Annotated in this window: 14 protein-coding genes and 1 tRNA gene; 5 read left to right on the top strand and 10 right to left on the bottom strand. The window is 71.1% G+C overall.

Going from position 1 to position 19644, the window contains the following annotated elements:
• Positions 1 to 115: 115 nt before the first annotated feature.
• Positions 116 to 805 carry a phosphatase PAP2 family protein gene (locus Acy02nite_RS22215; protein WP_203743502.1) on the bottom strand — a complete coding sequence of 230 codons (690 nt, stop codon included), beginning with the start codon at positions 803 to 805 and terminating at the stop codon, positions 116 to 118.
• Between the two features lie 9 nt (positions 806 to 814).
• The gene (locus Acy02nite_RS22220; protein WP_203743504.1) at positions 815 to 2185 is read right to left on the bottom strand and encodes a trypsin-like serine peptidase; all 1371 of its coding nucleotides are present in this window, start codon (positions 2183 to 2185) and stop codon (positions 815 to 817) included.
• Between the two features lie 90 nt (positions 2186 to 2275).
• Between Acy02nite_RS22220 and Acy02nite_RS22225 the strand changes: the two genes are divergently transcribed.
• Positions 2276 to 3499, top strand: a complete 1224-nt coding sequence (locus Acy02nite_RS22225) for a DUF4032 domain-containing protein (protein ID WP_203743506.1) — start codon at positions 2276 to 2278, stop codon at positions 3497 to 3499.
• A gap of 20 nt (positions 3500 to 3519) precedes the next feature.
• Here the strand turns inward: Acy02nite_RS22225 and Acy02nite_RS22230 are convergent, their stop codons facing one another.
• Positions 3520 to 5223: an NAD-binding protein gene (locus Acy02nite_RS22230; RefSeq protein ID WP_203743508.1), complete on the bottom strand. Its 1704-nt coding sequence runs from the start codon at positions 5221 to 5223 to the stop codon at positions 3520 to 3522.
• A gap of 124 nt (positions 5224 to 5347) precedes the next feature.
• Between Acy02nite_RS22230 and Acy02nite_RS22235 the strand changes: the two genes are divergently transcribed.
• Both Acy02nite_RS22235 and Acy02nite_RS22240 read left to right on the top strand, forming a co-directional pair.
• A complete protein-coding gene (locus tag Acy02nite_RS22235) occupies positions 5348 to 5995 on the top strand; it encodes a hypothetical protein (RefSeq protein WP_203743510.1) in 648 nt (215 codons plus the stop codon).
• A gap of 97 nt (positions 5996 to 6092) precedes the next feature.
• Positions 6093 to 6548, top strand: a complete 456-nt coding sequence (locus Acy02nite_RS22240; protein WP_203743512.1) for an MSMEG_6728 family protein — start codon at positions 6093 to 6095, stop codon at positions 6546 to 6548.
• Between the two features lie 12 nt (positions 6549 to 6560).
• Here Acy02nite_RS22240 and Acy02nite_RS22245 read toward each other — a convergent pair whose 3' ends face one another.
• Positions 6561 to 6980, bottom strand: a complete 420-nt coding sequence (locus tag Acy02nite_RS22245) for a GNAT family N-acetyltransferase (protein WP_203743515.1) — start codon at positions 6978 to 6980, stop codon at positions 6561 to 6563.
• Between the two features lie 123 nt (positions 6981 to 7103).
• Here Acy02nite_RS22245 and Acy02nite_RS22250 point away from each other — a divergent pair, with 123 nt between their 5' ends.
• Positions 7104 to 8732, top strand: coding sequence for an outer membrane protein assembly factor BamB family protein (locus Acy02nite_RS22250; RefSeq protein ID WP_203743517.1), 1629 nt, complete (start codon positions 7104 to 7106; stop codon positions 8730 to 8732).
• Positions 8733 to 8816: 84 nt separating this feature from the next.
• Here the strand turns inward: Acy02nite_RS22250 and Acy02nite_RS22255 are convergent, their stop codons facing one another.
• Positions 8817 to 9902, bottom strand: a complete 1086-nt coding sequence (locus Acy02nite_RS22255; protein ID WP_203743519.1) for an ABC transporter ATP-binding protein — start codon at positions 9900 to 9902, stop codon at positions 8817 to 8819.
• A 136-nt stretch (positions 9903 to 10038) separates the two neighbouring features.
• On the opposite strand from Acy02nite_RS22255, the gene Acy02nite_RS22260 reads away from it, so the two are divergent.
• Positions 10039 to 10115, top strand: a tRNA-Thr gene (locus Acy02nite_RS22260).
• A gap of 540 nt (positions 10116 to 10655) precedes the next feature.
• On the opposite strand, the gene rlmB is transcribed toward Acy02nite_RS22260, so the two are convergent.
• The 5 genes from rlmB to Acy02nite_RS22285 all read right to left on the bottom strand — a co-directional run bounded on the left by rlmB (position 10656) and on the right by Acy02nite_RS22285 (position 19369).
• The gene (gene rlmB, locus Acy02nite_RS22265; protein WP_203743521.1) at positions 10656 to 11786 is read right to left on the bottom strand and encodes a 23S rRNA (guanosine(2251)-2'-O)-methyltransferase RlmB; all 1131 of its coding nucleotides are present in this window, start codon (positions 11784 to 11786) and stop codon (positions 10656 to 10658) included.
• Positions 11786 to 13201, bottom strand: coding sequence for a cysteine--tRNA ligase (cysS, locus tag Acy02nite_RS22270; protein WP_203743523.1), 1416 nt, complete (start codon positions 13199 to 13201; stop codon positions 11786 to 11788). The genes rlmB and cysS overlap by 1 nt, the downstream gene beginning before the upstream one ends.
• A gap of 98 nt (positions 13202 to 13299) precedes the next feature.
• Positions 13300 to 14976 (bottom strand): S8 family serine peptidase, encoded by a 1677-nt coding sequence (locus Acy02nite_RS22275; protein WP_203743525.1) that lies wholly within the window; start codon positions 14974 to 14976, stop codon positions 13300 to 13302.
• An 84-nt stretch (positions 14977 to 15060) separates the two neighbouring features.
• On the bottom strand, positions 15061 to 16458 hold the full coding sequence (locus Acy02nite_RS22280) for a class II fumarate hydratase (RefSeq protein WP_203743527.1): 1398 nt from the start codon (positions 16456 to 16458) through the stop codon (positions 15061 to 15063).
• Between the two features lie 19 nt (positions 16459 to 16477).
• Positions 16478 to 19369 carry an AfsR/SARP family transcriptional regulator gene (locus Acy02nite_RS22285; RefSeq protein ID WP_239175094.1) on the bottom strand — a complete coding sequence of 964 codons (2892 nt, stop codon included), beginning with the start codon at positions 19367 to 19369 and terminating at the stop codon, positions 16478 to 16480.
• Between the last annotated feature and the right edge of the window lie 275 nt (positions 19370 to 19644).

The following is a 19644-nucleotide window of genomic DNA, read 5'->3' on the forward strand; positions in this document are numbered from 1 at the left end:
TGGGGGCGGGGCGCGGAGCGCTGACCGGGGTGACGGGCGCGCGGGGGCCGGGTGAGGGCAGCGGAGGTCGCGGGGAGTGCCAGGGGCGTGGGCCACGGGCGTACAACATGGGGGTCTAGAAAGCCGGACCGGTCCAGCGGCGTGGCGGCAGCGGGATGGCGTCCCACCGGATGCGCTCGACGAGGCGGGCCAGGACCAGGCCCAGCAGCAGGCCGGCGAGGGAGTCGGTGAGCCAGTGGAAGCCGGTGTAGACCGTGGTGACGAAGACGATCACCACCGGGAGCACGCGGACGGCGAACAGCTCCCAGCGGGTCAGGGCCCGGCGGAGCAGGGCGGCGATCAGGATGCCGAGGACGGCGTACCAGACGAGCGAGTTGCCGAGGTGACCCGAGGGGAAGCTGCGGCTCTCGTCACCGCTGGCGACAGGGTTGAACATCTCCGCTTTGAACGGGCCGCCATAGCGGGGCGCGGCGCGGTCGAAGTAGATCTTCATCGGGCCGATCGTCAGGTAGGTCACGACATAGGCGGCGAGGAACGGGAAGAACGCGCGCACCGACCGGGTCCGGTGGAACAGCCATCCGCTGAGGATCAGCCCGACCGGGGTCAGCACCTGACCGCCCTGGCCGAGGTAGTTGAGGACGCGAGCGGTCCAGTACGGCACCCGCGGCTGGTGATCGAGCGCCCAGTCGGCCACCCGCTGGTCGAGTGTCAGCAGGTGGCCCTGGACGAGCGCGACGGTGAGCGCCACGAACGCCGCGAGCAGCAGGAGGTCAGGCCACCAGGCGAGGGTGCGGCGTTCGATCACCGGTAAACGTTAAAGGAACGGGCGCAACTTCGTCGCGAGCAGGTCGCCGCGTACGCCGGAGTTGGGGCAGCCGCCGAAGTGGTGCAGCGCCACCACCTTGTTGGTCTTGCGGGACAGCACCGGCGAGCCGGACGAGCCGCCCGCGGTGTCGCAGAAGTACGAGACGTCGGAGTGCGCGGCGTACCCGGTGTAGTCGGCGTTGTCGACAGCGCAGTTGCCGGCCTTCTCCCCCTTGCCGCCCGCGATCCGGGTCGGTTCGCCGGCCGGATGCTGCGGTACGTAGAGCTCGGTGCCCTTGGCGGGTCGCGCGGTGTCCAGCGTGAGGTAGCCGAACTTCTCGACCGAGGCGAAGCCGTCGACGCTGAACAGCGTGTAGTCGAGCAGGTGATCGGTGGAGACGACCTGGTCACCCCAGACCTTGGTCGGCTTGAAGACGTCGTAGCCGCCGCACTTGGCGCACTGGTAGTTGAACCAGACCTCGGTGTCGTACGCCTCTTCCGAGGTGGTCAGGCAGTGGTTGTTGGTCAGCATCCGGTTCTTCGGGCCGACCCGCCAGCCGGTGCACAGCTCGGTCCCGTTGATCAGGAGGCGGGCGATGGCCTTCGACTTCACGTAGGCCACCGGGTCGGTGGACTGGTAGCAGACCGCGTCGGTGGAGGTGTCCGGCCCGCAGACCGATTCCTCGCGTCCCGTCCGGCCCGGTCGCGCCGGCGTCTCCGACGGGATGCGAGCCTGCTCGGTACGGCTGTAGCCCCGCGCCACCGAGTCGACGCGCACGCCGAGCCCCTCCAGCGCCGAGCGCAGGCCGAGCGGGTCGACCGCCCGGTGCACCTCGACCACTGCGGTGTCACCGGTGATCGACATGGCCCATTTGTCCTCGGTGCCGGGCTCGTAGCGGTACGACTCCGTGTTGTCCGGGCTGGAGACCGTCAGATAGTCCCCGGGGAGCATCGCCATCCGGGCGAAGTGCAGCTTGACGTACGAGGCGCCGGGGTAGGCGAAGGTCTGCCGGGGCGGCCCCGCGAGGTAGCCGATGAGGTTGCTGACGTGGAGCAGTTCGCCGACGCGCTGGCGGCCGGGGGCGGAGGAGGTGGCGGATTCCAGGAACCGTCCCGGGTTCCGCGACGAGGTGGGCGGCTCGGGCGATCCGGTGGCTTTCACTCCACGGCTGGGCGCGGGGACGGCGGCTTTCGAAGGGAGCGACGACGACGGAACGGGCAACGGACCCCGAGCCGCCACCTGGGTGCGCGGCACCCCCGGCGCCGAGTGCCAGGTTCCGACCGGAGCGTCGTTCCCGCGCCTCGCCGTCACAGCGCCGGCCATCCCGGCCAGCACGAGCGCGGCGCACGCTCCGACGACGATCCCTGCCTTGCGTCGCATGCCACTCCCGGTGCGTTGTCAGTCTTTTCGCACCTGTGTAACGAGCCACGTACGAGCGCGACGCGGAAGCGGACTTGGCACACTTGGACCGTGCGCATCACCTCCGCCCTCATCGACCCCGCGCTGCTGGACCTGCCGTGGCACGTGCCGCTGGAGGAGTGGCCGGCCGATCACCTGGTCGCCCTCCCGCAGGGCATCTCGCGGCACGTCGTCCGGTTCGTGAAACTCAACGGCGCCGTCTACGCGATGAAGGAGACCCGGGAGCGCATCGCCGAGAAGGAGTATGACCTGCTGCGCGCCCTGGAGCGGATCGACTTCCCGGCCGTGCAGGCGATCGCGATCGCCACCGACCGGCAGACCCCCGAGGGTGAGCCGCTGGAGACCGTGCTGGTCACCCGGCACCTGCAGTTCTCGCTGCCCTATCGCGCGCTCTTCTCCCGGGTGCTGCGCCCGGAGACGATGAACCGGCTGCTCGACGCCCTGGCCGCGCTGATCGTGCGGATGCACCTGACCGGCTTCTCCTGGGGCGACTGCTCGCTCTCCAACACGCTGTTCCGGCGGGACGCCGGCTCGTTCGCGGCATACCTGGTGGACGCCGAGACCGGCAACCTCTACCCGAAGCTCTCCGAGGGCCAGCGCAGCGAGGACATCGAGATCCTCCGGCTGAACATCTTCGGCGAGTGCCTGGACCTGCAGGCCGCCGAGCTGCTGCACGAGTCGATCGACCCGGAATCGGTCGTCGACGACATCGTCGCGCGGTATGAGCGGTTGTGGCACGAGGTGACCTACGAGCAGGAGGTCGCCAAGGACGCCCGGCACCACATCGAGCGGCGGATCCGGCGGCTCAACGAGATGGGCTTCGACGTGGCCGAGGTGTCCATGTCCACGGTGGACGGCGGCTATCGCGTACGGCCGAAGGTGGTCGACGCGGGCTATCACACTCGCCGCCTGATGCGCCTGACCGGGCTGGACGCCGAGGAGAACCAGGCTCGGCAGCTGCTCAACGACCTCGACACGTACCGGGCGGAGAGTGCTCTGACCGACGAGCAGCAGGCCGCGCACCGCTGGCTGACCGAGGTCTTCGAGCCGGTGGTCCGGGCGGTGCCGGCCAACCTGCGGCGGAAGCTGGAGCCGCAGGAGATCTTCTCGCAGATCATCCAGCACAAGTGGCTGCTCTCCGAGCGGGCCGGCAAGGATGTCGGCATGGGCCCGACGGTCCAGTCCTACCTGACCGAGGTGCTGGTCAACAAGCCGGACGAGCAGGCGGTGCTGGGCGTCGAGGCGGAAGAGCTGGACTCGGCCCTGATGCCCTGAGCCCCACCCTGGCAGAGCCCCTACCCCGCCAGTGAGCGCAGCGCCCGCTGGCGGGCGACCACCAGCACCCGGTCGCCGGCGGCGAGCACCCGCCGTGGGTCCGGCCGCCAGTCGATCCACTCCTGACCGGCGGCCGACATGCCGATCACCCGCGCCTGCCCCGGCTCGTCGACGTCGCTCAGCAGCGCACCGTCCAGATCGGACCCGCCGAGCACGGTGACCGTGCCGACCAGCAGCACGTGCCGGCCGACCGGGATGCTGGCGTGCACGTTGCGTTCCAGCAGGGCCGAGGCGAACACCGGCGCGCAGAGCCGGGACACGCTGCGGGACGTGCTGATGTCGAAGGCCGCACCGATCCGCTGGGCGAAGTCGTCGTCGAAGAGCCGCAGCACCACCCGCAGGTCGTCGCGGATCGCCCGGGCGTGCAGTGCGGCCTGCAGGTTCACCGGGTCGTTGGTGGAGACCACGACCAGCGCGCGGCAGGTCGCGATCTGCGCCGCCTGCAGCGTCTCCTCCCGGGACGCGTCACCGACGATCACCGGAATGCCCCGCCGCTGCGCGGACTTCACGCCGCGCGCGTCGGCGTGCCGGTCGATCGCCACCACGCGGACGCCCAGGTCGTGCAATTGCCGCAACACCTGGGTGCCGACGTTGCCGAGCCCGACCAGCACGATGTGGTCCCGCAGCTGACCGGCGAGGCGGCCCTGGCTCAGCGCCATCCGGGCGTTGACCATGCCGTCCACCACGGCCGCGGTGATCAGCGGGAGCAGGGCCAGGCCGGCGACGGTCAGCACCAGCTGGGCGGCCTGCGCGACGGCGTTGCGCTTCTCCTCCACATCGGACGCGCCGACCGCCGTCATCAGCGTGACGTAGATCGACTGCCAGAGATTGTGCCGGGTGTCGTCCCAGGCGTTCAGGACCGCACCTGCCAGCACCGTCGTCACCAGCGTGATCAGCACGGCGACGCCGAGCTTGCGGTTCAGCGCGGCCCGGAGCGCGTGGCCGAACGCCGTGAACGGGCGTCGCCGCCGGCCGGAACGGGCGAGCAGCCGGCGCGTCACGTCACCCTCGGCGGAGGTTCCGACCGCCTCGGCCAGCACCAGGTCGTCCGGTCCGTCCGTGCCGGCCGGCGGCTCGGCCGGCAGCACCGACACCTCGCCGCCGGACTCGGTGGCCAGGGTGACCATCACACGGCGGGCGGGCACGTCGGCACGGTGGGCGACATAGAGCGTCCGGTCGCCGTGGCGGAAGTGCGTCGGGGCGACCTCGCCGAGCGCCGCCGCGACGAACGCCGGCCCGGCCATCTGCGCGTCGGAGAGCACCACATGGTCCGGGAAGATCCGGCTCACGCTGCCGGCCAGCCCTGTGGTGAACATCCGGACCACGACCCGCAGCTTCTCCTCGACCTCGCGGGCGCAGAGCGCGGCGTGCAGGTTGACCATGTCGTCCGGCATCACCAGCGCCAGCGCGGCGGCCCCGGCCAGCCCGGCGTCGCGGAACGTCTGCTCGTCGAGCCGGTCGGCGTGCCGCAGCTCGACCCCGCGCTCCTCCAGGGTCCGCAGATCCGGGACATCAGCGCGGATCTTGTGCGGGGTGATCACGGTCAGCCTGATCCGATGGCGGGAATTCGCCAACTCCTCGGCGAGTGTCCACACCAGTGCGTCGGCACCACAGACGACCAGGTGGGGACGGGTGTCGGCTTCCGCGGGGGTCAACGCACTCACGTTCACGAATCGTAGTCAGCCGTTACCGCCTCGTGGGGACACCCGTTGCCCCATCCGACACCATTCGTCCGAGTTGGTGGGCTTTTCCAGCAGCCCATCGTCCCCAGTGGTCTGGAGAAGATCAGTGCGTAAGTTGTGGTATGCCGGAGCCGGTGTGATCGCCGGTGGGCTCCTCTTCCTCGGCACGGCGCCCGCCCAGGCGTCCCCCCAGCAGCCCGGTCCGGCGGGTACGGCCGCCGACGCGGTCCGGACCGAGCTGGTGAGGACGGCACGCCTGCCGCTCACCGACGCGAACACCGGCTCGTTGCGCCTGCCGGTCGTCGGTGGCCTGCCGATCGTCCGCGGCATCCTGCCGGACGGCAGTCACACGCCGGAGAACACGCCGGCCGGAGCCCCCGGCCCGCAGGGCGCGACCGGACTGCCGCTGGGTGGTTCGCCGGTCTCCGCCGCCGACCTGTCCCCGCAGCCGGGCGTTACGGGCAGCCCCGTGCCGGGCGCCTCGCCGTACTCGTCCACCGCTGCCCGCCCCGGGATGATCTCGCCGTCCGCGTCGGCCCCGTCGGACGCCGTGCCGTCGGATGCCCTGCCGTCGGACGCTGTGCCGTCAGCAGCGGTCCCGTCCGCGTCGGCGCCGGTCCCGGTCGCGCCGTCGTCGGTCGCGCCGGCCTCGGTCGCCCCGGCGTCCGTCGCGCCGGCTTCGGTCGCGCCTTCCGAGGTGCCGTACTCCAAGGTGGACGACCCGCGTCTGCTCGAGGAGCCGGCCAAGGGCTGATGACCCGCTGAGCCTCCCCCCGGACGAGGAGCGCGTGCCCACCACGGGCGCGCGCTCCTCGGCGTTTCGGCACCCTTCACCAGGGAAAACAGGGGCGATGCAGACCTTTCTGCCGTACCCGGACTTCCTGGAGAGCGCGAAGGTCCTGGACCAGAAACGGCTCGGCAAGCAGCGGGTGGAGACGATCCAGGTGCTGCGTGGCCTGACCGTGCCCGGCTACGGCTGGCGGCACCACCCGGCGGTGCTGATGTGGCGCGGGTACGAGGAGGCCCTGGTCCGTTACGGCCTGGCGATGTGCGAGGCGTGGACGGCCACCGGCCGCGCCGACACGTGCGCCGTGACGCTCGTCGCGGACCTGCGGGAACGTACCGGGGTCGGCACCGTCCGCACCCAGCCGCAGCTGGCCCGGATCGTCGCGCTGCCGCCCTGGCTCGGCGACGAGGAGCTGCACCGCAGCCACCAGTCGGCGCTGATCCGCAAGGACCCGGACTTCTACCGCCCGATCTTCGGCGACGTGCCGGACGATCTGCCCTATGTCTGGCCCGGCGCGTAGGTCCCGACCTTGTCACTGAGCCAGCAGATCCCAGCTCAGCAGCGTGAACGTGGTCTCCTCGGACGCCCCGGCGGACCGGTAGGTGGCCTGCGCGGCGACGTTGTCGTTCTCGGTCGCCACCCACATGCCGTAACACCCGTTCTCCCGGGCGATCTTCGTGAGCGCCGCGACCAGGGCCGACCCGATCCCCTGCAGCCGGGCGATCGGCGCCACGCCCAGCTCGTAGATCAGCATCTCGGTGCCCTTGTCCGGGTGGGTCGTCTCGACGCCGGAGATCATCCCGACCGGCCGGTCCGCGTCGTCGTAGGCGAACAGCAGGTGGTGCGTCGGGTCGCTGAGGAACCGCCGGGTCGCCTCGGGCAGCGGTGGGGAGTCGAAGAGATCGGCCCCTCGGTGGATCTCCTGCGCGGCGGTCACGCGTTCGATACGCATGGCGCCACACTAGCCATGGGTAAGTCCCGCGTCAGCACCCGTTTCCGCTCGTGAGCGGGCGGGATCGGCGCGCGTGCGGTCGGTAGCATGGCGGGCCGGAACCACGACGGTGGAGGCGACGACATGCCCGGCTCCGAAACCCACAATCAAGATCAGGACGAGGTGGCGTACGCCCCGGGCACCGCCGCCGCCGCGACCCCGACGCCCACCCCGCGGACCGTGCCGCCCGTGCCGCCCGTGCCGCCCGTGCCGCCCGTGCCGCCCGCACAGGAGTATGCGACGCCCGTCGACCCGTGGGCGGAGGGCGAGGCGCAGGCACGGGCCGCCGGCACCCCGTTGCCGTACTCGATGGATCCGCCGGCCGCGACCGTTCCCGCCCACCTTCCGGCTGAGCCCGGGAACGGCCACCGGTCGTACGGGAAGAAGGTCTGGATCCTGGGTGGCGCCGCCCTGGCCGCGATCGTCGCCCTCGGCGTGACCGCGGCCCTCGTGCTCCGCCCGGGCTTCCCGCCTCTGGATTTCCAGGCGCTGGAAGAGGTCACCCGGTTGCAGCCGACCCCGCCGATCACGTCCGGATGGTCGGATGCCGAGGTGCTCGGCGACCGGGCCTACTTCGCCGGCGTCGACGAGCAGGGCCGGGCCGGCGTGACCGCTTTCGACGTCGACACGAACCGGGAGGTCTGGCAGAGCCAGGCCGCCGGCGTCGCGCGGAGCTGGGCGCAGCTGATCGCCCTGCCGGGCGCCGTCGCGCTGATCTCCGACCCGGACTACAGCACCAGCCGCGCGCGCCTGGTCGTTCTCGAGGGCACGACCGGGAAACTGCGCTGGGAATACAACCTGGGCAGTTCGGACACCGTGCACTTCGGCGCCGACGTGGTGCTGGTCGTGGACCGTCAGCAGGGCACGCTGCACGGTCTCGAACTGACCACCGGCAAGGAACGCTGGCAGGCCGCGAGCCCGGACGGCTCGGCCTCCACCACCGTCCTCGACGTGACCACGCCCAGCGACCTGACCGGTCCGGCCGGCACGCGGGGCCGGCCGTTCGCACCCGCCCTGAGCGACGACGACCAGGTCGTGCAGATCGCCGCGGACCGCTCGGCGCGGGTGATCGACGTCAGCAGCGGGACGGCCGGCAAACCGCGCGCCGACGTCGCCTACACCAGCGACAAGATGGTCGCGCACGACGGCCGGCTCTTCGTGGAGGAGTCGAGCACCGATCGGCTCCTCGCCTACGACCTGGCGGCGCTCGCCACCGCCGAGCCGGAGATCCTCTACACCGCGCCGAAGGACGCCCGGGTCGACGGGCTGACACCGTGCGGCGACCACCGGATCTGCTTCGTCGAGACAGCCGGCTACGCAAGCGACAAGGCCCAGGTCATCGCGTACGACTTGGAGAAGCACCACGAAGCCTGGCGTCGCCCCGCGGCCGGAACGGAAACGCTGGTCCCGGTCGGTGAATCGGTGCTGGCCGTCGCGGACGACACCACCACCCTGTTCGACGCCGGCGGCAAGGCGATCTGGGCCGCCACCCCGGGCACCGCGGTACGTCTCGACGCCGGCAACACGCTGCAGTTCTCCGACACCCTGTCCAGCTCGATCGGCGACCGGGCGCTGGTCGGCGTGCACCCCGGTGACAAGCCGGTCCAGCTCGGGCTCCTGCGGGACGTGCGCAGCGGCACCTGCGCGTGGAACACCTCGGTGCTGGCGTGCGTCGCCGAGAAGGACTTCGTGGTCACCCGCTTCGCCGACTGAGCCCGCCGCCGGCGGTGATCCGGCCGACAACCGGACGCGAAAGGGCCGCCCGTCGCCGGGCGGCCCTTCAGTTCACGCGTTGAATCAGATGCGGGCGCCGGTGCCGGCGTTGAAGACGTGGATCGCCTCCGGGTTCGGCCGGATGTAGACCGTCTCACCCATCGACGGCATGTAGCGACGCTCGGTCCGCACCACGAAGCGCTCCTGCGTGCCGCCCAGGTCCGAGTGACCGTAGACGTTCGCGTCCGAGCCGAGGTCCTCGACCAGGTCCACGACGACCGGCAGCGCGCCGGCCTGCTCCGTCACGACCTCAGCGGCCTCCGGCCGGAAACCGATCGTGACCTTGCCGTCGCCACCCTGCGCCGCGGCGACCTGCTCGCGGGTCAGCGGCACGGCCAGGGCGCCGAAGGTCGCGCCCGACTCGGTCAGCGCCACCGTCTTGATGTTCATGGCCGGAGAGCCCATGAAGCCCGCGACGAAGACGTTCCCGGGGGTGTCGTAGAGCGCCCGCGGGGTGTCCACCTGCTGCAGCACACCGTCCAGCATGACCGCGACCCGGTGACCCATGGTCATGGCCTCGACCTGGTCGTGCGTGACGTAGACAGTGGTGACGCCGAGCTTCGCCTGCAGCGTGGCGATCTGCGAACGGGTCTGGACGCGGAGCTTGGCGTCGAGGTTCGACAGCGGCTCGTCCATGAGGAAGACCTGCGGCTGACGCACGATCGCGCGGCCCATCGCGACACGCTGACGCTGACCACCGGAGAGCGCCTTCGGCTTACGGGTCAGATACTCCTCGAGCTGGAGCAGGCCGGCGGCCTCCTTGACCGCGCGGTCGATCTCCGCCTTCGGGGTCTTGCGCAGCTTCAGAGCGAACGCCATGTTCTCGTACACCGTCATGTGCGGGTAGAGCGCGTAGTTCTGGAACACCATCGCGATGTCACGGGACTTCGGCGGGAGGTGCGTGACGTCCTTGTCGTTGATCAGGATGCGGCCGCGGTCCACATCCTCCAGGCCGGCGAGCATGCGCAGGCTGGTGGACTTACCACAACCGGAAGGGCCGACCAGGACGAGGAACTCGCCGTCGCCGATCTCGAGGTTCAGCTCGTTGACCGCGGGGCGCTCAGAGCCCGGGTAGATCCGGGAGGCCTTCTCGTACGTGACGGTAGCCATGGTGAATCGACTTCCTTTCCACCGGCAGGAACGTGCCGGACGATCCGAGTAGAAGGAACAGCCCCGCCACCGTATTTGGTTTTAACAGTCCTGCCAAGATGGCGATCGGTTTTCCGGACGTTATGCTGAGGCCCGCGCCTCTGTAGCTCAGTTGGCTAGAGCACCCGTCTTGTAAACGGGAGGTCGTCGGTTCGAGCCCGACCGGAGGCTCCAGGGTGGGGGCCTGTGTCCGCGGAATGCGCGGACCGGGCGCTCTCGCTTTGCTCGCCGGGGGGCCGAGCCCCCCGAACCCCCGCGTTACGGTCGGCGGCGGGTCGCCTTTGGTCCCGGTTCAATCGGGGGGCGAGCCTCCGCGCCCCCCGCGCTCCCGCGCCCCCCGCGTTACGGTCGGTCGCGCGTGGGCTTTGCTGCCGGTTCAAGTTGGGGTGCCGAGGTGGGTGGCTTCTCGAGCTGGCCTGGGGAGAAACGGCCGTCCCCGTGTGCGGCCGTTTCTCCCTGCCGGGTCGGTGTCGTCGCGAGCGAGGTTTCCCCGTGTCCGGCTCGCGGGTCCGGGTCCACTGCGAGGAATCTAGGAGATGGCTCGCGCTCGGGATGGCCGGCGGGGATGGCTGGCACGAATTTGGGAGGCACGGTGCATGTGTTGCGCCTGTGGCTGACGGGGTCATGTTGGGGCTGCGTGCCTTGGCATGACGAGACGGCCACCCTCTGTACGAGGATGGCCGTCTTGGTGTTCTGCTTTGTTGCCTTGGGTGACTAGACCTGGGAGCGGCGGCGGGAGACCTCGGCGAGCGTGACCGCGGCGGCGACGCTGGCGTTGAGGGACTCGACGTCGGAAGCCATCGGGATGCTGACCCGCAGGTCACACGTCTCGCCGACCAGGCGGGACAGGCCGCGGCCCTCGGAACCGACGACGACCAGCAGCGGGCCGATCGCGGCCTCCAGCTGGTAGAGGTCGGTCTCGCCGTCGGCGTCCAGGCCGATCGCGGTGAAGCCCTGCTTCTGCGCCGACTTGATCGCCCGGGTCAGGTTGACCACCTGGGAGACCGGGACCCGCGCGGCCGCGCCGGCGCTGGTGCGCCACGCGGTCGCGGTGATGCCGGCGGCCCGCCGCTCGGTCATGAAGACGCCGTGCCCGCCGAACGCGGCGACCGACCGGATCACCGCGCCCACGTTGCGCGGGTCGGTGATCCCGTCGAGGGCGACCAGCAGCGGCGCGGTCTGCTCGAGAGCGGCCGCGACCAGGTCGTCGAAGTTCTCATAGGCGAACGGCGGCACCTGCAGGCCGATGCCCTGGTGCAGCACGCCGCCGGTCAGCCTGTCCAGCTCGTTGCGGCTGATCTCCAGGATCGGGATGCCCCGGTCGCCGGAGGTCCGGACGGCCTCGGCCACCCGCTCGTCGATGTCGATGCCCTGCGCCACGTAGAGCGCCGTCGCCGGCACCAGCGCGCGCAGCGCCTCGACCACCGGGTTGCGGCCGAGCAGCAGCTCGGGCCCTTCCTTGATCGGGTTGGACCGGCGCCCGGGCGCGATCCGGGGGCCACGCGGGCCGGAGGCCCGGCCACCGCCGCCACGGGACGTCTGAGCACGGGTCAGCCCGGGGGCGCGACCGCCGCCACGGCCCCAGGTGGTGTCCTTCGTGCCGGGCTGGCCGACCTTGGGCACGCGACCCTCGGCGGCCGCGGCCCGGCGCTCCTTGTCCTGCTTGCGCGCGGTCTTCTCGGGCAGTTTCTCGGTGCCCGAGTAACCCTTGTGCCAGGGCCGCTCGTCGGCGGGCAGGGTCTTGCCGCGACCCTTGAGGCTGGCGCGGTTCTTGCCACCCGAGCCGGACGGCGCGCCCTTCTTCGAAGTCGCGCGCTTGCTCGCGTTCTGTGAATTACCCGGCATCAGTGCTGCTCTCCTACCGTCCAGCGCGGACCGGCCGGAGTGTCCTCCACCTGAATACCCGCGTTCTTGAGCTGGTCGCGCACCTGGTCGGCGGCAGCCCAGTCCTTACGTGCACGGGCTTGCGCCCGCTGTTCCATGGCCAGCGCGACGAGACCGTCGACCACCGGCTTCAGATCGTTGCCCCTGTCGCCGCTGCCCCAGCCCGCGTCGAGCGGGTCGAGACCCAGCACGCCGAGCATGGCCCGGACCGCGGTCAGCGCACCGCGGATGGCCGGCTCGTCCCCGGCGGCCAGAGCGGTGTTGCCCTCCCGGATCGTGTCGTGCACGACCGCGAGCGCGGCAGAGGTGTTCAGGTCGTCGTTCATCGCCTCGGCGAACGCCGGCGGGACCGCCTTGGGCCGGCCCGGGCCGACGATCTCGGCGGCGCGGTGGACGAAGCCCTCGATCCGCTTGTACGCCACCGCGGCCTCGTTCAGCGCCTCGTCGGTGTAATCGATCCGCGAGCGGTAGTGCGGGCTGCCCAGGTAGTAGCGCAGCTCGACCGGGCGGATCCCGGACTCGACCACGGCGGGCAGATCGATGACGTTGCCCAGCGACTTGCTCATCTTGGACTTGCCCAGGTTGAGCAGGGCGTGGTGCGCCCAGAACCGGGAGAAGCCGAGACCGGCCGCCTTCGACTGGGCCAGCTCGTTCTCGTGGTGCGGGAAGGTCAGGTCGAGGCCACCACCGTGGATGTCGAACTCGTCGCCGAGGTAGCGACGGGCCATCGCGGAGCACTCGATGTGCCAGCCGGGACGACCCCGGCCCCACGGCGACGGCCAGTACGCGTCCTGCGGCTCGTCGGCCTTGACACCCTTCCACAGCGCGAAGTCGCGCAGGTCGCGCTTGTCGCGTTCCGGTGCGTCCTCGGCGGAGCGCATGTCCTCGGGCTTCTGGCCGGACAGCGACCCGTACTCCGGGAAGGAGAGGACGTCGAAGTAGACGTCGCCGTTGCCGGCCGAGGCGGGATAGGCGTGGCCGCGCTCGATCAGCGCGGTGATCAGGTCGTGCATCTCGGTGATGTGCCCGGTGGCCAGCGGCTCGTAGGTGGGCGGCAGCACGTTGAGGGCACGGTAGTCACGATCGAGGAGCAGGCGGTTCTCGTAGGCGATCGACCAGTACGGCCGCTTCTGCTCCAGCGACTTCTGGAGGATCTTGTCATCCACGTCGGTGACGTTGCGGATGAACGTCACCTCCAGGCCGGTGTGCAGCAGCCAGCGGCGCAGCACGTCGTAGTTCACGGCGGAACGGAGGTGGCCGATGTGCGGGGAGGACTGCACGGTGACGCCACACAGGTAGATCCCCACCTGACCGGGCGTCAACGGGACGAAGTCCCGGACGGATCGGGTCGCGGTGTCGTACAAGCGCAGAGTCACCGTACAAGGGTACCGACCGGGGCGATGGAATAACCGCCCCGGTCGTCCGACACCTCAACGCCCTTTTCGGGTGTTGCGACGAGGGTCCCCGGACCTGCTCAGCGGCCGCCGACCGCCGCGTAGGCGTCGACGATGCCGTAGCCGTAGAACCCGTTGAAGTTCTTGCCACCCTCACAGAGCGCGTCCCACTCGGCCGGCCGGCCCTCCTGCGCGTAGCTGACCAGACGCGGCGTCGGGCACTCGTGCTCGGCCGCCGTGCGGTAGAGGATCTGCTCCACCACGCCCGGCAGCAGCGTCTTGCCGCCGCGGCGGAGGTCCGGAACGCCGTACCGGCTGACGATCAGGGCGCCGACCCCGGCCGCGTGCGGCGAGGCCATCGAGGTGCCCTGCAGGTACGTGTAGTACCCGCACTTGCCGGCCTTGGTGCAGTCCTTGAAGGCCAGGCCCTCGCCGGCCGCGGTGATGTTGCCGGCCTCGTCGACCAGCCCCTCCTCCTGCAGCACCTTCAGCGGGTACGTGGAGAGGATGCGGTTGCCCGGCGTGTTGTAGGTGTCAGTGCCGAACCCGTCCCGCGCGAAGCCACCCGGCGCGGCGACCGAGATCTGCTCCAGGCCGTAGTTGGAGTAGTCGGCCTTGCGGGTGGACGGGCCGACCGCCGAGACGCCGATCACGTGCGGGCCCTCGACCGGCAGGTCCCAGCAGGACGAGTTGTCGATCGGCCGCGAGTACGGCGTGCCGCCGTAGTCCGGGCTGGAGACGTCGGTGCGCGGCTTGCCCAGGTCCTCGTGGTTGTTGCCGAGCGCACCGAACATGGTCACCCCGCGGGCGTGCGCGTAGTTCAGTGCCCGCTTCATGCCCGTGATGATCGCCTGCTGCTCGGCCTGCTGCGCGGGGTTGTCCGCCGGGTTGGCCGTGCAGTTGTAGAGCCACGGGTCGACGTAGAACGACATGTTCACCACGTCGATGCCCTTGTCGCCGGCGTAGGTCAGGGCGTTGACCACCGGGTCGAGGAAGAAGTAGCCGGAGTCCTGGCCGCCCTTGAGCTCGACCAGGCTGACGCCGGGCGCGACGCCGGAGACGCCCACACCGTTGAGCGCGGCGCCGATCGTGCCGGCCACGTGCGTGCCGTGGCCGCCGTCGTCGGTGCCGGCCGGGTCGACGCAGCTGGGCACCTCACAGCCCTGGTCGACCCCGTCGATGAAGATGTTGTCGATCGCCGGGATGTCGGGCGCGAAGTTGCGGGACAGCTTGCTGTTGAAGTTCGGGGCGATGTCCGGGTTCGAGGCGTCCAGGCCGGTGTCGAGCACGCCGACCGTGACGGCCTTGTCGCCCTTCTCGATCTTGCGGGCCTTGTCCGCCTTGATCATGGACAGGCCCCAGAGCTTGTCGTCGAGCGGGTCGGCCTTGGCCGGGCCGTGGCCCTTGCCGCCCTTGGCCGACCCGCCCTTCTCGATCTTCTCCACGCCGTTCGGCGAGTACCCGATGGCCTTGCGCTCGCTGGCGCCGATCAGCTCGGCCGAGGCGGTCGCCTTGGTCTCGAACTTCGCGTCCGTCGAGCTCACCCGGTACACGCCGACGGCGTCATTACCGCTGACGACGGTGCCGCCGGCGGCCTTGATCGCCGCCGTCGCGTCGGCGGCGGAGACCCCGTCGGCGGCCACGACCGTGTAGTCGGTGACGGCCGTCGGCTCCGCCTGGGCGGAGCCTGGGACCGTGGTAAGGAACGCCAGACCCGTCAAGGTGACAACGGCTCCGACTGTGAGGCGTCTTCTCATGGAATGCGCTTCCTCCTCCAGAGAGTTAGATCTCCGCATCCCATCGAGAAAGGTCGCTCGGCGCAAGGTCGAGGTGTGTCTATTTTACGGGCGTGTCATCTTCAGAACATCGAGCGCCTCGTCGAGCTGCTCCTCGGTTAGGGTGCCCGAGCTGACGTGCCCGCGTTCGATCACGACCTCGCGGATCGTCCGGTTCGTGGCAAGTGCCTGCTTGGCGATCGCGGCCGCCTCGTCGTACCCCAGGAAGCGGTTGAGGGGGGTGACGATCGACGGCGAGCCCTCGGCATAGCCCCGGGCGACGTCCTCGTTCGCCTCCAGACCGATCACGCAGCGGTCGGCGAGGAGCCGGGCGGCCGCGGCCAGGAGCCGGATCGACTCCAGCAGGTTGCGGGCCATCACCGGGAGCATCACGTTCAGCTCGAAGTCGCCCTGGGTGCCGGCGAAGGCCACCGTCGCGTCGTTGCCGATCACCTGCGCGGCGACCTGCCGGACCGCCTCGGGCACCACCGGGTTCACCTTGCCCGGCATGATCGACGAGCCCGGCTGCAGGTCGGGCAGGCGCAGCTCACGCAGCCCGGCGCGCGGGCCGGAGCCCATCCAGCGGATGTCGTTGGCGATCTTGTAGAGGCCGGCCGCCACCACCCGCAGCTGCCCGGACGCCTCGACCAGCGCGTCCCGAGCGCCCTGCGCCTCGAAGTGGTCGCGCGCCTCGCTCAGCGGCAGGCCGGTCTGCTGCCGGAGCAGCTCGATCACCTTCGGCGCGAAGCCGGGCGGAGTGTTCACGCCGGTGCCCACGGCGGTGCCGCCCAGGGGCAGCTCGCCGAGCCGGGGCAGGGTCGCGGTGAGCCGTTCGACACCGTTCGTGACCTGCCGGGCGTACCCGGAGAACTCCTGCCCCAGGGTGACCGGGGTGGCGTCCATCAGGTGGGTACGGCCGCTCTTGACCACGCCCGACCAGCTCTCCGCCTTCGCTCCCAGCGCGCCGGCCAGGTGTTCCAGGGCCGGGATCAGATCGGCGCTGACCGCCTCGGTGGCGGCCAGATGGATCGACGAGGGGAACACGTCGTTGCTGGACTGGGACGCGTTGACATGGTCGTTCGGGTGCACCTGCTGATCCAGGGCGCGGGACGCCAGGGTGGCGATCACCTCGTTGGCGTTCATGTTCGACGAGGTGCCCGAGCCGGTCTGGAAGACGTCGATCGGAAACTGGTCGTCGTAACCGCCGTCGGCCACGTGCGCCGCAGCGGTCGCGATCGCGTTGGCCAGCTCCTTGTCGAGCACCCCCAGCTCCGCGTTGACCTGCGCCGCGGCCCCCTTGATCCGGGCCAGGGCGTGGATGTGCGACGGCTCCAGGCCACGCCCGGAGATCGGGAAGTTCTCCACCGCGCGCTGGGTCTGCGCCCGCCACAGGGCGTCGGCGGGGACACGCACCTCGCCCATCGTGTCGCGTTCGATCCGGTAACCACTCACATCGTTCGTCACCGGACCATCCTCCCTCCGATCACCGCGCGCCGGATGTGATCCCGATCCGATCAGCCGTCCCGTCGTCCCGCGGAACGCCCATCCGCGCGTACACCTCACCGGCCTCCGCCCGCAGCCGCGCGGCCTCCGGGCCACCGGGATCCAGGCAGGCGGCCAGGCCGCTGAGGGCCTGAGCGATCTGGTACGGCGACCGCAGGCGCCGCGCGATGCCGAGGGCCTCCCGGTACATCTCCCGGGCCGCCGGGATCTGCCCGGCCGCATGGAGGGTGGCCGCGAGCTCGCAGCGGTACGCGGACTCGTGCAGCGGGTCGTTCAGTGGCGCGATGATTCGCAGGGCCCGCTGGTGCTCGGCGATCGCCTCGGGATGGCGGCCCTCGATCCGGTGCAGCCGGGCGCGGTCGACGGCGGCGTCGGCCAGGCCGGCCTGGTAACCGGCTCGCCGCATCAGCCGCACCGACACGTCGATGTACCGGTGGGCGACGGGTGGCGCCATCGTGCCCTGCCGCACGCGCAGCCGTTGCAGCAGCAACAGCGCGCTGCCGGTCATGCCGTCGTTCCGGTCGTCGATCGTCGACGACAGCCAGGCCCGCGCCGAGCGCAGCGCCTCGTCGTAGCGGCCCAGCTGGGTGAGGGCGCTGACCAGCAGGGAGGACATGTTGATCATGTCGCTGCGCTCGGGGAGCCGGGCCCGCAGCTGCATCCGGAGCGCCTGGCGCAGCACCTCGACCGTCTCCGCGGGACGGCCCTGGATGTAGTAGATGTTCGCGAGGTTGCCCAGGCTCTGCGCGGTGGCGCCGAGCTGGCCCAGCTCGGTGCGCAGGCGGATGGCCAGGCGCAGGAACCCCTCGGCCTTCTCGGTCTGGCCGCCCCGGCCGTACACGGAGGCCAGATAGTTCGCCGTGGTCGCGATCGCGGACCGGTCGCCGGAGGCCTCGGCCGCGGGCAGCGCCAGCAGGTGCAACTCCCGGACGTCGTCCGTGTAGCCCCGGTAGAACAGCGGGTGCCAGGCGGCGCGGGGAATCTGCCAGGCATAGTCGGCGCGACCGGCGGCCATCGCCGCGGCGACGAAGGCGACCAGGTTCGGCCGCTCCCGCTCGAGTCGCGCGACCGGGTCCGGAACCCGCAGGTCGGGCCGGGCCGGCTCGGCCGAACCGAGATCACGCATGAGAACCGGCAGGTAGCTGTCGAGGTTCGCGGTCGTCACGGCGTGCAGCTGGAAGTCGAGCAGCGCGGTGAGAGCCGCTGTCCGGTCCGCCTCCGGCAGCTCCGCGGCGAGCGTCCGGGCATACTCCCGCACCAGGTCGTGCATGCGGTACCGGCCCGGCTCCGGCTCCTCGATCAGGTGCACGTCGACCAGATCGTCCAGCAGGTCAGCGGCGGCGTCCCCGGCGAGATCCGCCAGCGCGGCGACCGCGAGCGCGTCGAACTCCACCCCCGGGTAGACCCCGAGCAGCCGGAACGTGCGCTGCAGGGACGCCGGGAGCTGCCGGTACGTCAGCGTGAACGCCCTCGTCACGGTCCGGTCCTCGGCCGCCAGCTCGGGCAGCGCCGCCTCACCCAGCCGGCGCAGCAGATCCGACACCCGCCAGCGCGGCCGGTGCGCGAGCCGGGCCCCGGCCAGCCGGACCGCCAGCGGCAGGTATCCGCAGCGGCGGACCACCTCGGCGGCCGCCACCGGCTCGGCCCGCACACGCTCGCCGGCGATCCGCTCCAGCAGCGACACCGCCTCCTCCGGTGACAGCACCGGCAGCGACTCGACCCGTACGCCGTCCAGCCCGGACAGCCGCCGCCGGCTGGTGACCACGGCCAGGCTGCCCGGTGCGGTCGGGAGCAGATCGGCGACCTGCTCGCTGGAGGCCGCGTTGTCCAGTACGACCAGCGACCTGCGGCGGGACAGCTCGGTCCGCCACCGGCCGATCCGGTCCACCCGCCCGGCCGGGATCTCACCGCCGTTCAGCCCGAGCTGGCGCAGCAGCACCAGCACGGCCTCGGACGGCTCGACCGGGTCGCGCTCGCTGTGGCCCTGCAGGTCGATGTAGAGGTGCGCGTCCGGGTAGCGGTCGCCGGCGAGCGCCGCCACGTGCAACGCCAGCGTCGTCTTGCCGCTGCCGGCCATCCCGTCGATCACCGCCACCACCGGGCCCGGGGAGCCCGCGATCTCGGCCGCGAGCCGTTCGACCTGCTCCGCGCGGCCGGTGAAGTCGCCGACCGTACGCGGCAGGCACCGCACCCGGCCGGTCGGCCGCGCGTCGGCGACGGTCTCGCCGTTGAGCACCTCGCGATGCCGTTTCTGCAGCTCCCCGCCGGGTTCGATGCCCAGCTCGTCGGCGAGCAGCTGCCGCGCCCGGCGGAACTCGGCGAGCGCGTCCGCCTGCCGCCCGGAACGGGCCAGCGCCAGCATCAGCTGCTCGCGCAGCCGCTCGCGCAGCGGGAAGCGCTCGACGAGGACGCCCAGTTCACCGGCGAGCTCACGCTCGTTGCCGGCGGCCAGTTCGAGCTCCGCCCAGTCCTCGGCCGCGAGGGCGTACCGCTCGTCGAGCGCCGCGGCGGCCTGCCGCAACGGCGGGGCGTCGAGCTCGGCACAGGCCGGGCCACGCCACACGGCCAGCGCCGAACGGAACGCGGCCCGGTCGCCGGACGCCCGCGCCTGCTCCACCGAACGGGCGAAAACCTCCGAGTCCAGATCGTCCGGTCCGACCCGGATGCCGTAACCCGCCCGATCGGTAAGGATCACCCCGGGTGGCAGGATTCGTCGCAATCGCGATATACATGACTGCAATTGCCCGCGCGCGGTCACCGGCGGGGCGCTGCCCCACAACGCGTCGATGAGCTCTCCCGCGCCGACGATCCGGTTCGGATTGACCAGCAGCATGGCGAGCACGACCCGATCACGACCGGCCGTCACAGCCACGGAACGTCCGTCCACGGTGACGGACAGTGGCCCCAAAATGCGGTAGCGCACAGTAGTCACCCCGTTCCCTGCGCGGGCATCGAGACTAGCCGACCGGCGAGAGTGGATCGAGAGCGGAACGAGAGCACGATGCCGCAGAGTCGCCTCAGAGCCGTTCCGCCGCCGATGCTTCCACATCGCCCCCAGAACGCGACGGGACGGCCGCAGCTTTGGATCACGGGGGCGATCAGCCCGCTCACGGTCACCGTGGGCGGGCTGTTCGTATCTCGCCGATC

The organism is Actinoplanes cyaneus (assembly GCF_016862095.1).
In the GTDB taxonomy this organism is placed as follows: domain Bacteria; phylum Actinomycetota; class Actinomycetes; order Mycobacteriales; family Micromonosporaceae; genus Actinoplanes; species Actinoplanes cyaneus.

Excerpts from the sequence above, each read along its gene's own strand:
- Acy02nite_RS22220 (WP_203743504.1), bottom strand. The coding sequence starts at position 2,185 with ATGCGACGCAAGGCAGGGATCGTCGTCGGAGCGTGCGCCGCGCTCGTG.
- Acy02nite_RS22240 (WP_203743512.1), top strand. The coding sequence starts at position 6,093 with ATGCAGACCTTTCTGCCGTACCCGGACTTCCTGGAGAGCGCGAAGGTC.
- Acy02nite_RS22245 (WP_203743515.1), bottom strand. The coding sequence starts at position 6,980 with ATGCGTATCGAACGCGTGACCGCCGCGCAGGAGATCCACCGAGGGGCC.
- Acy02nite_RS22250 (WP_203743517.1), top strand. The coding sequence starts at position 7,104 with ATGCCCGGCTCCGAAACCCACAATCAAGATCAGGACGAGGTGGCGTAC.
- Acy02nite_RS22255 (WP_203743519.1), bottom strand. The coding sequence starts at position 9,902 with ATGGCTACCGTCACGTACGAGAAGGCCTCCCGGATCTACCCGGGCTCT.
- rlmB (WP_203743521.1), bottom strand. The coding sequence starts at position 11,786 with ATGCCGGGTAATTCACAGAACGCGAGCAAGCGCGCGACTTCGAAGAAG.
- Acy02nite_RS22275 (WP_203743525.1), bottom strand. The coding sequence starts at position 14,976 with ATGAGAAGACGCCTCACAGTCGGAGCCGTTGTCACCTTGACGGGTCTG.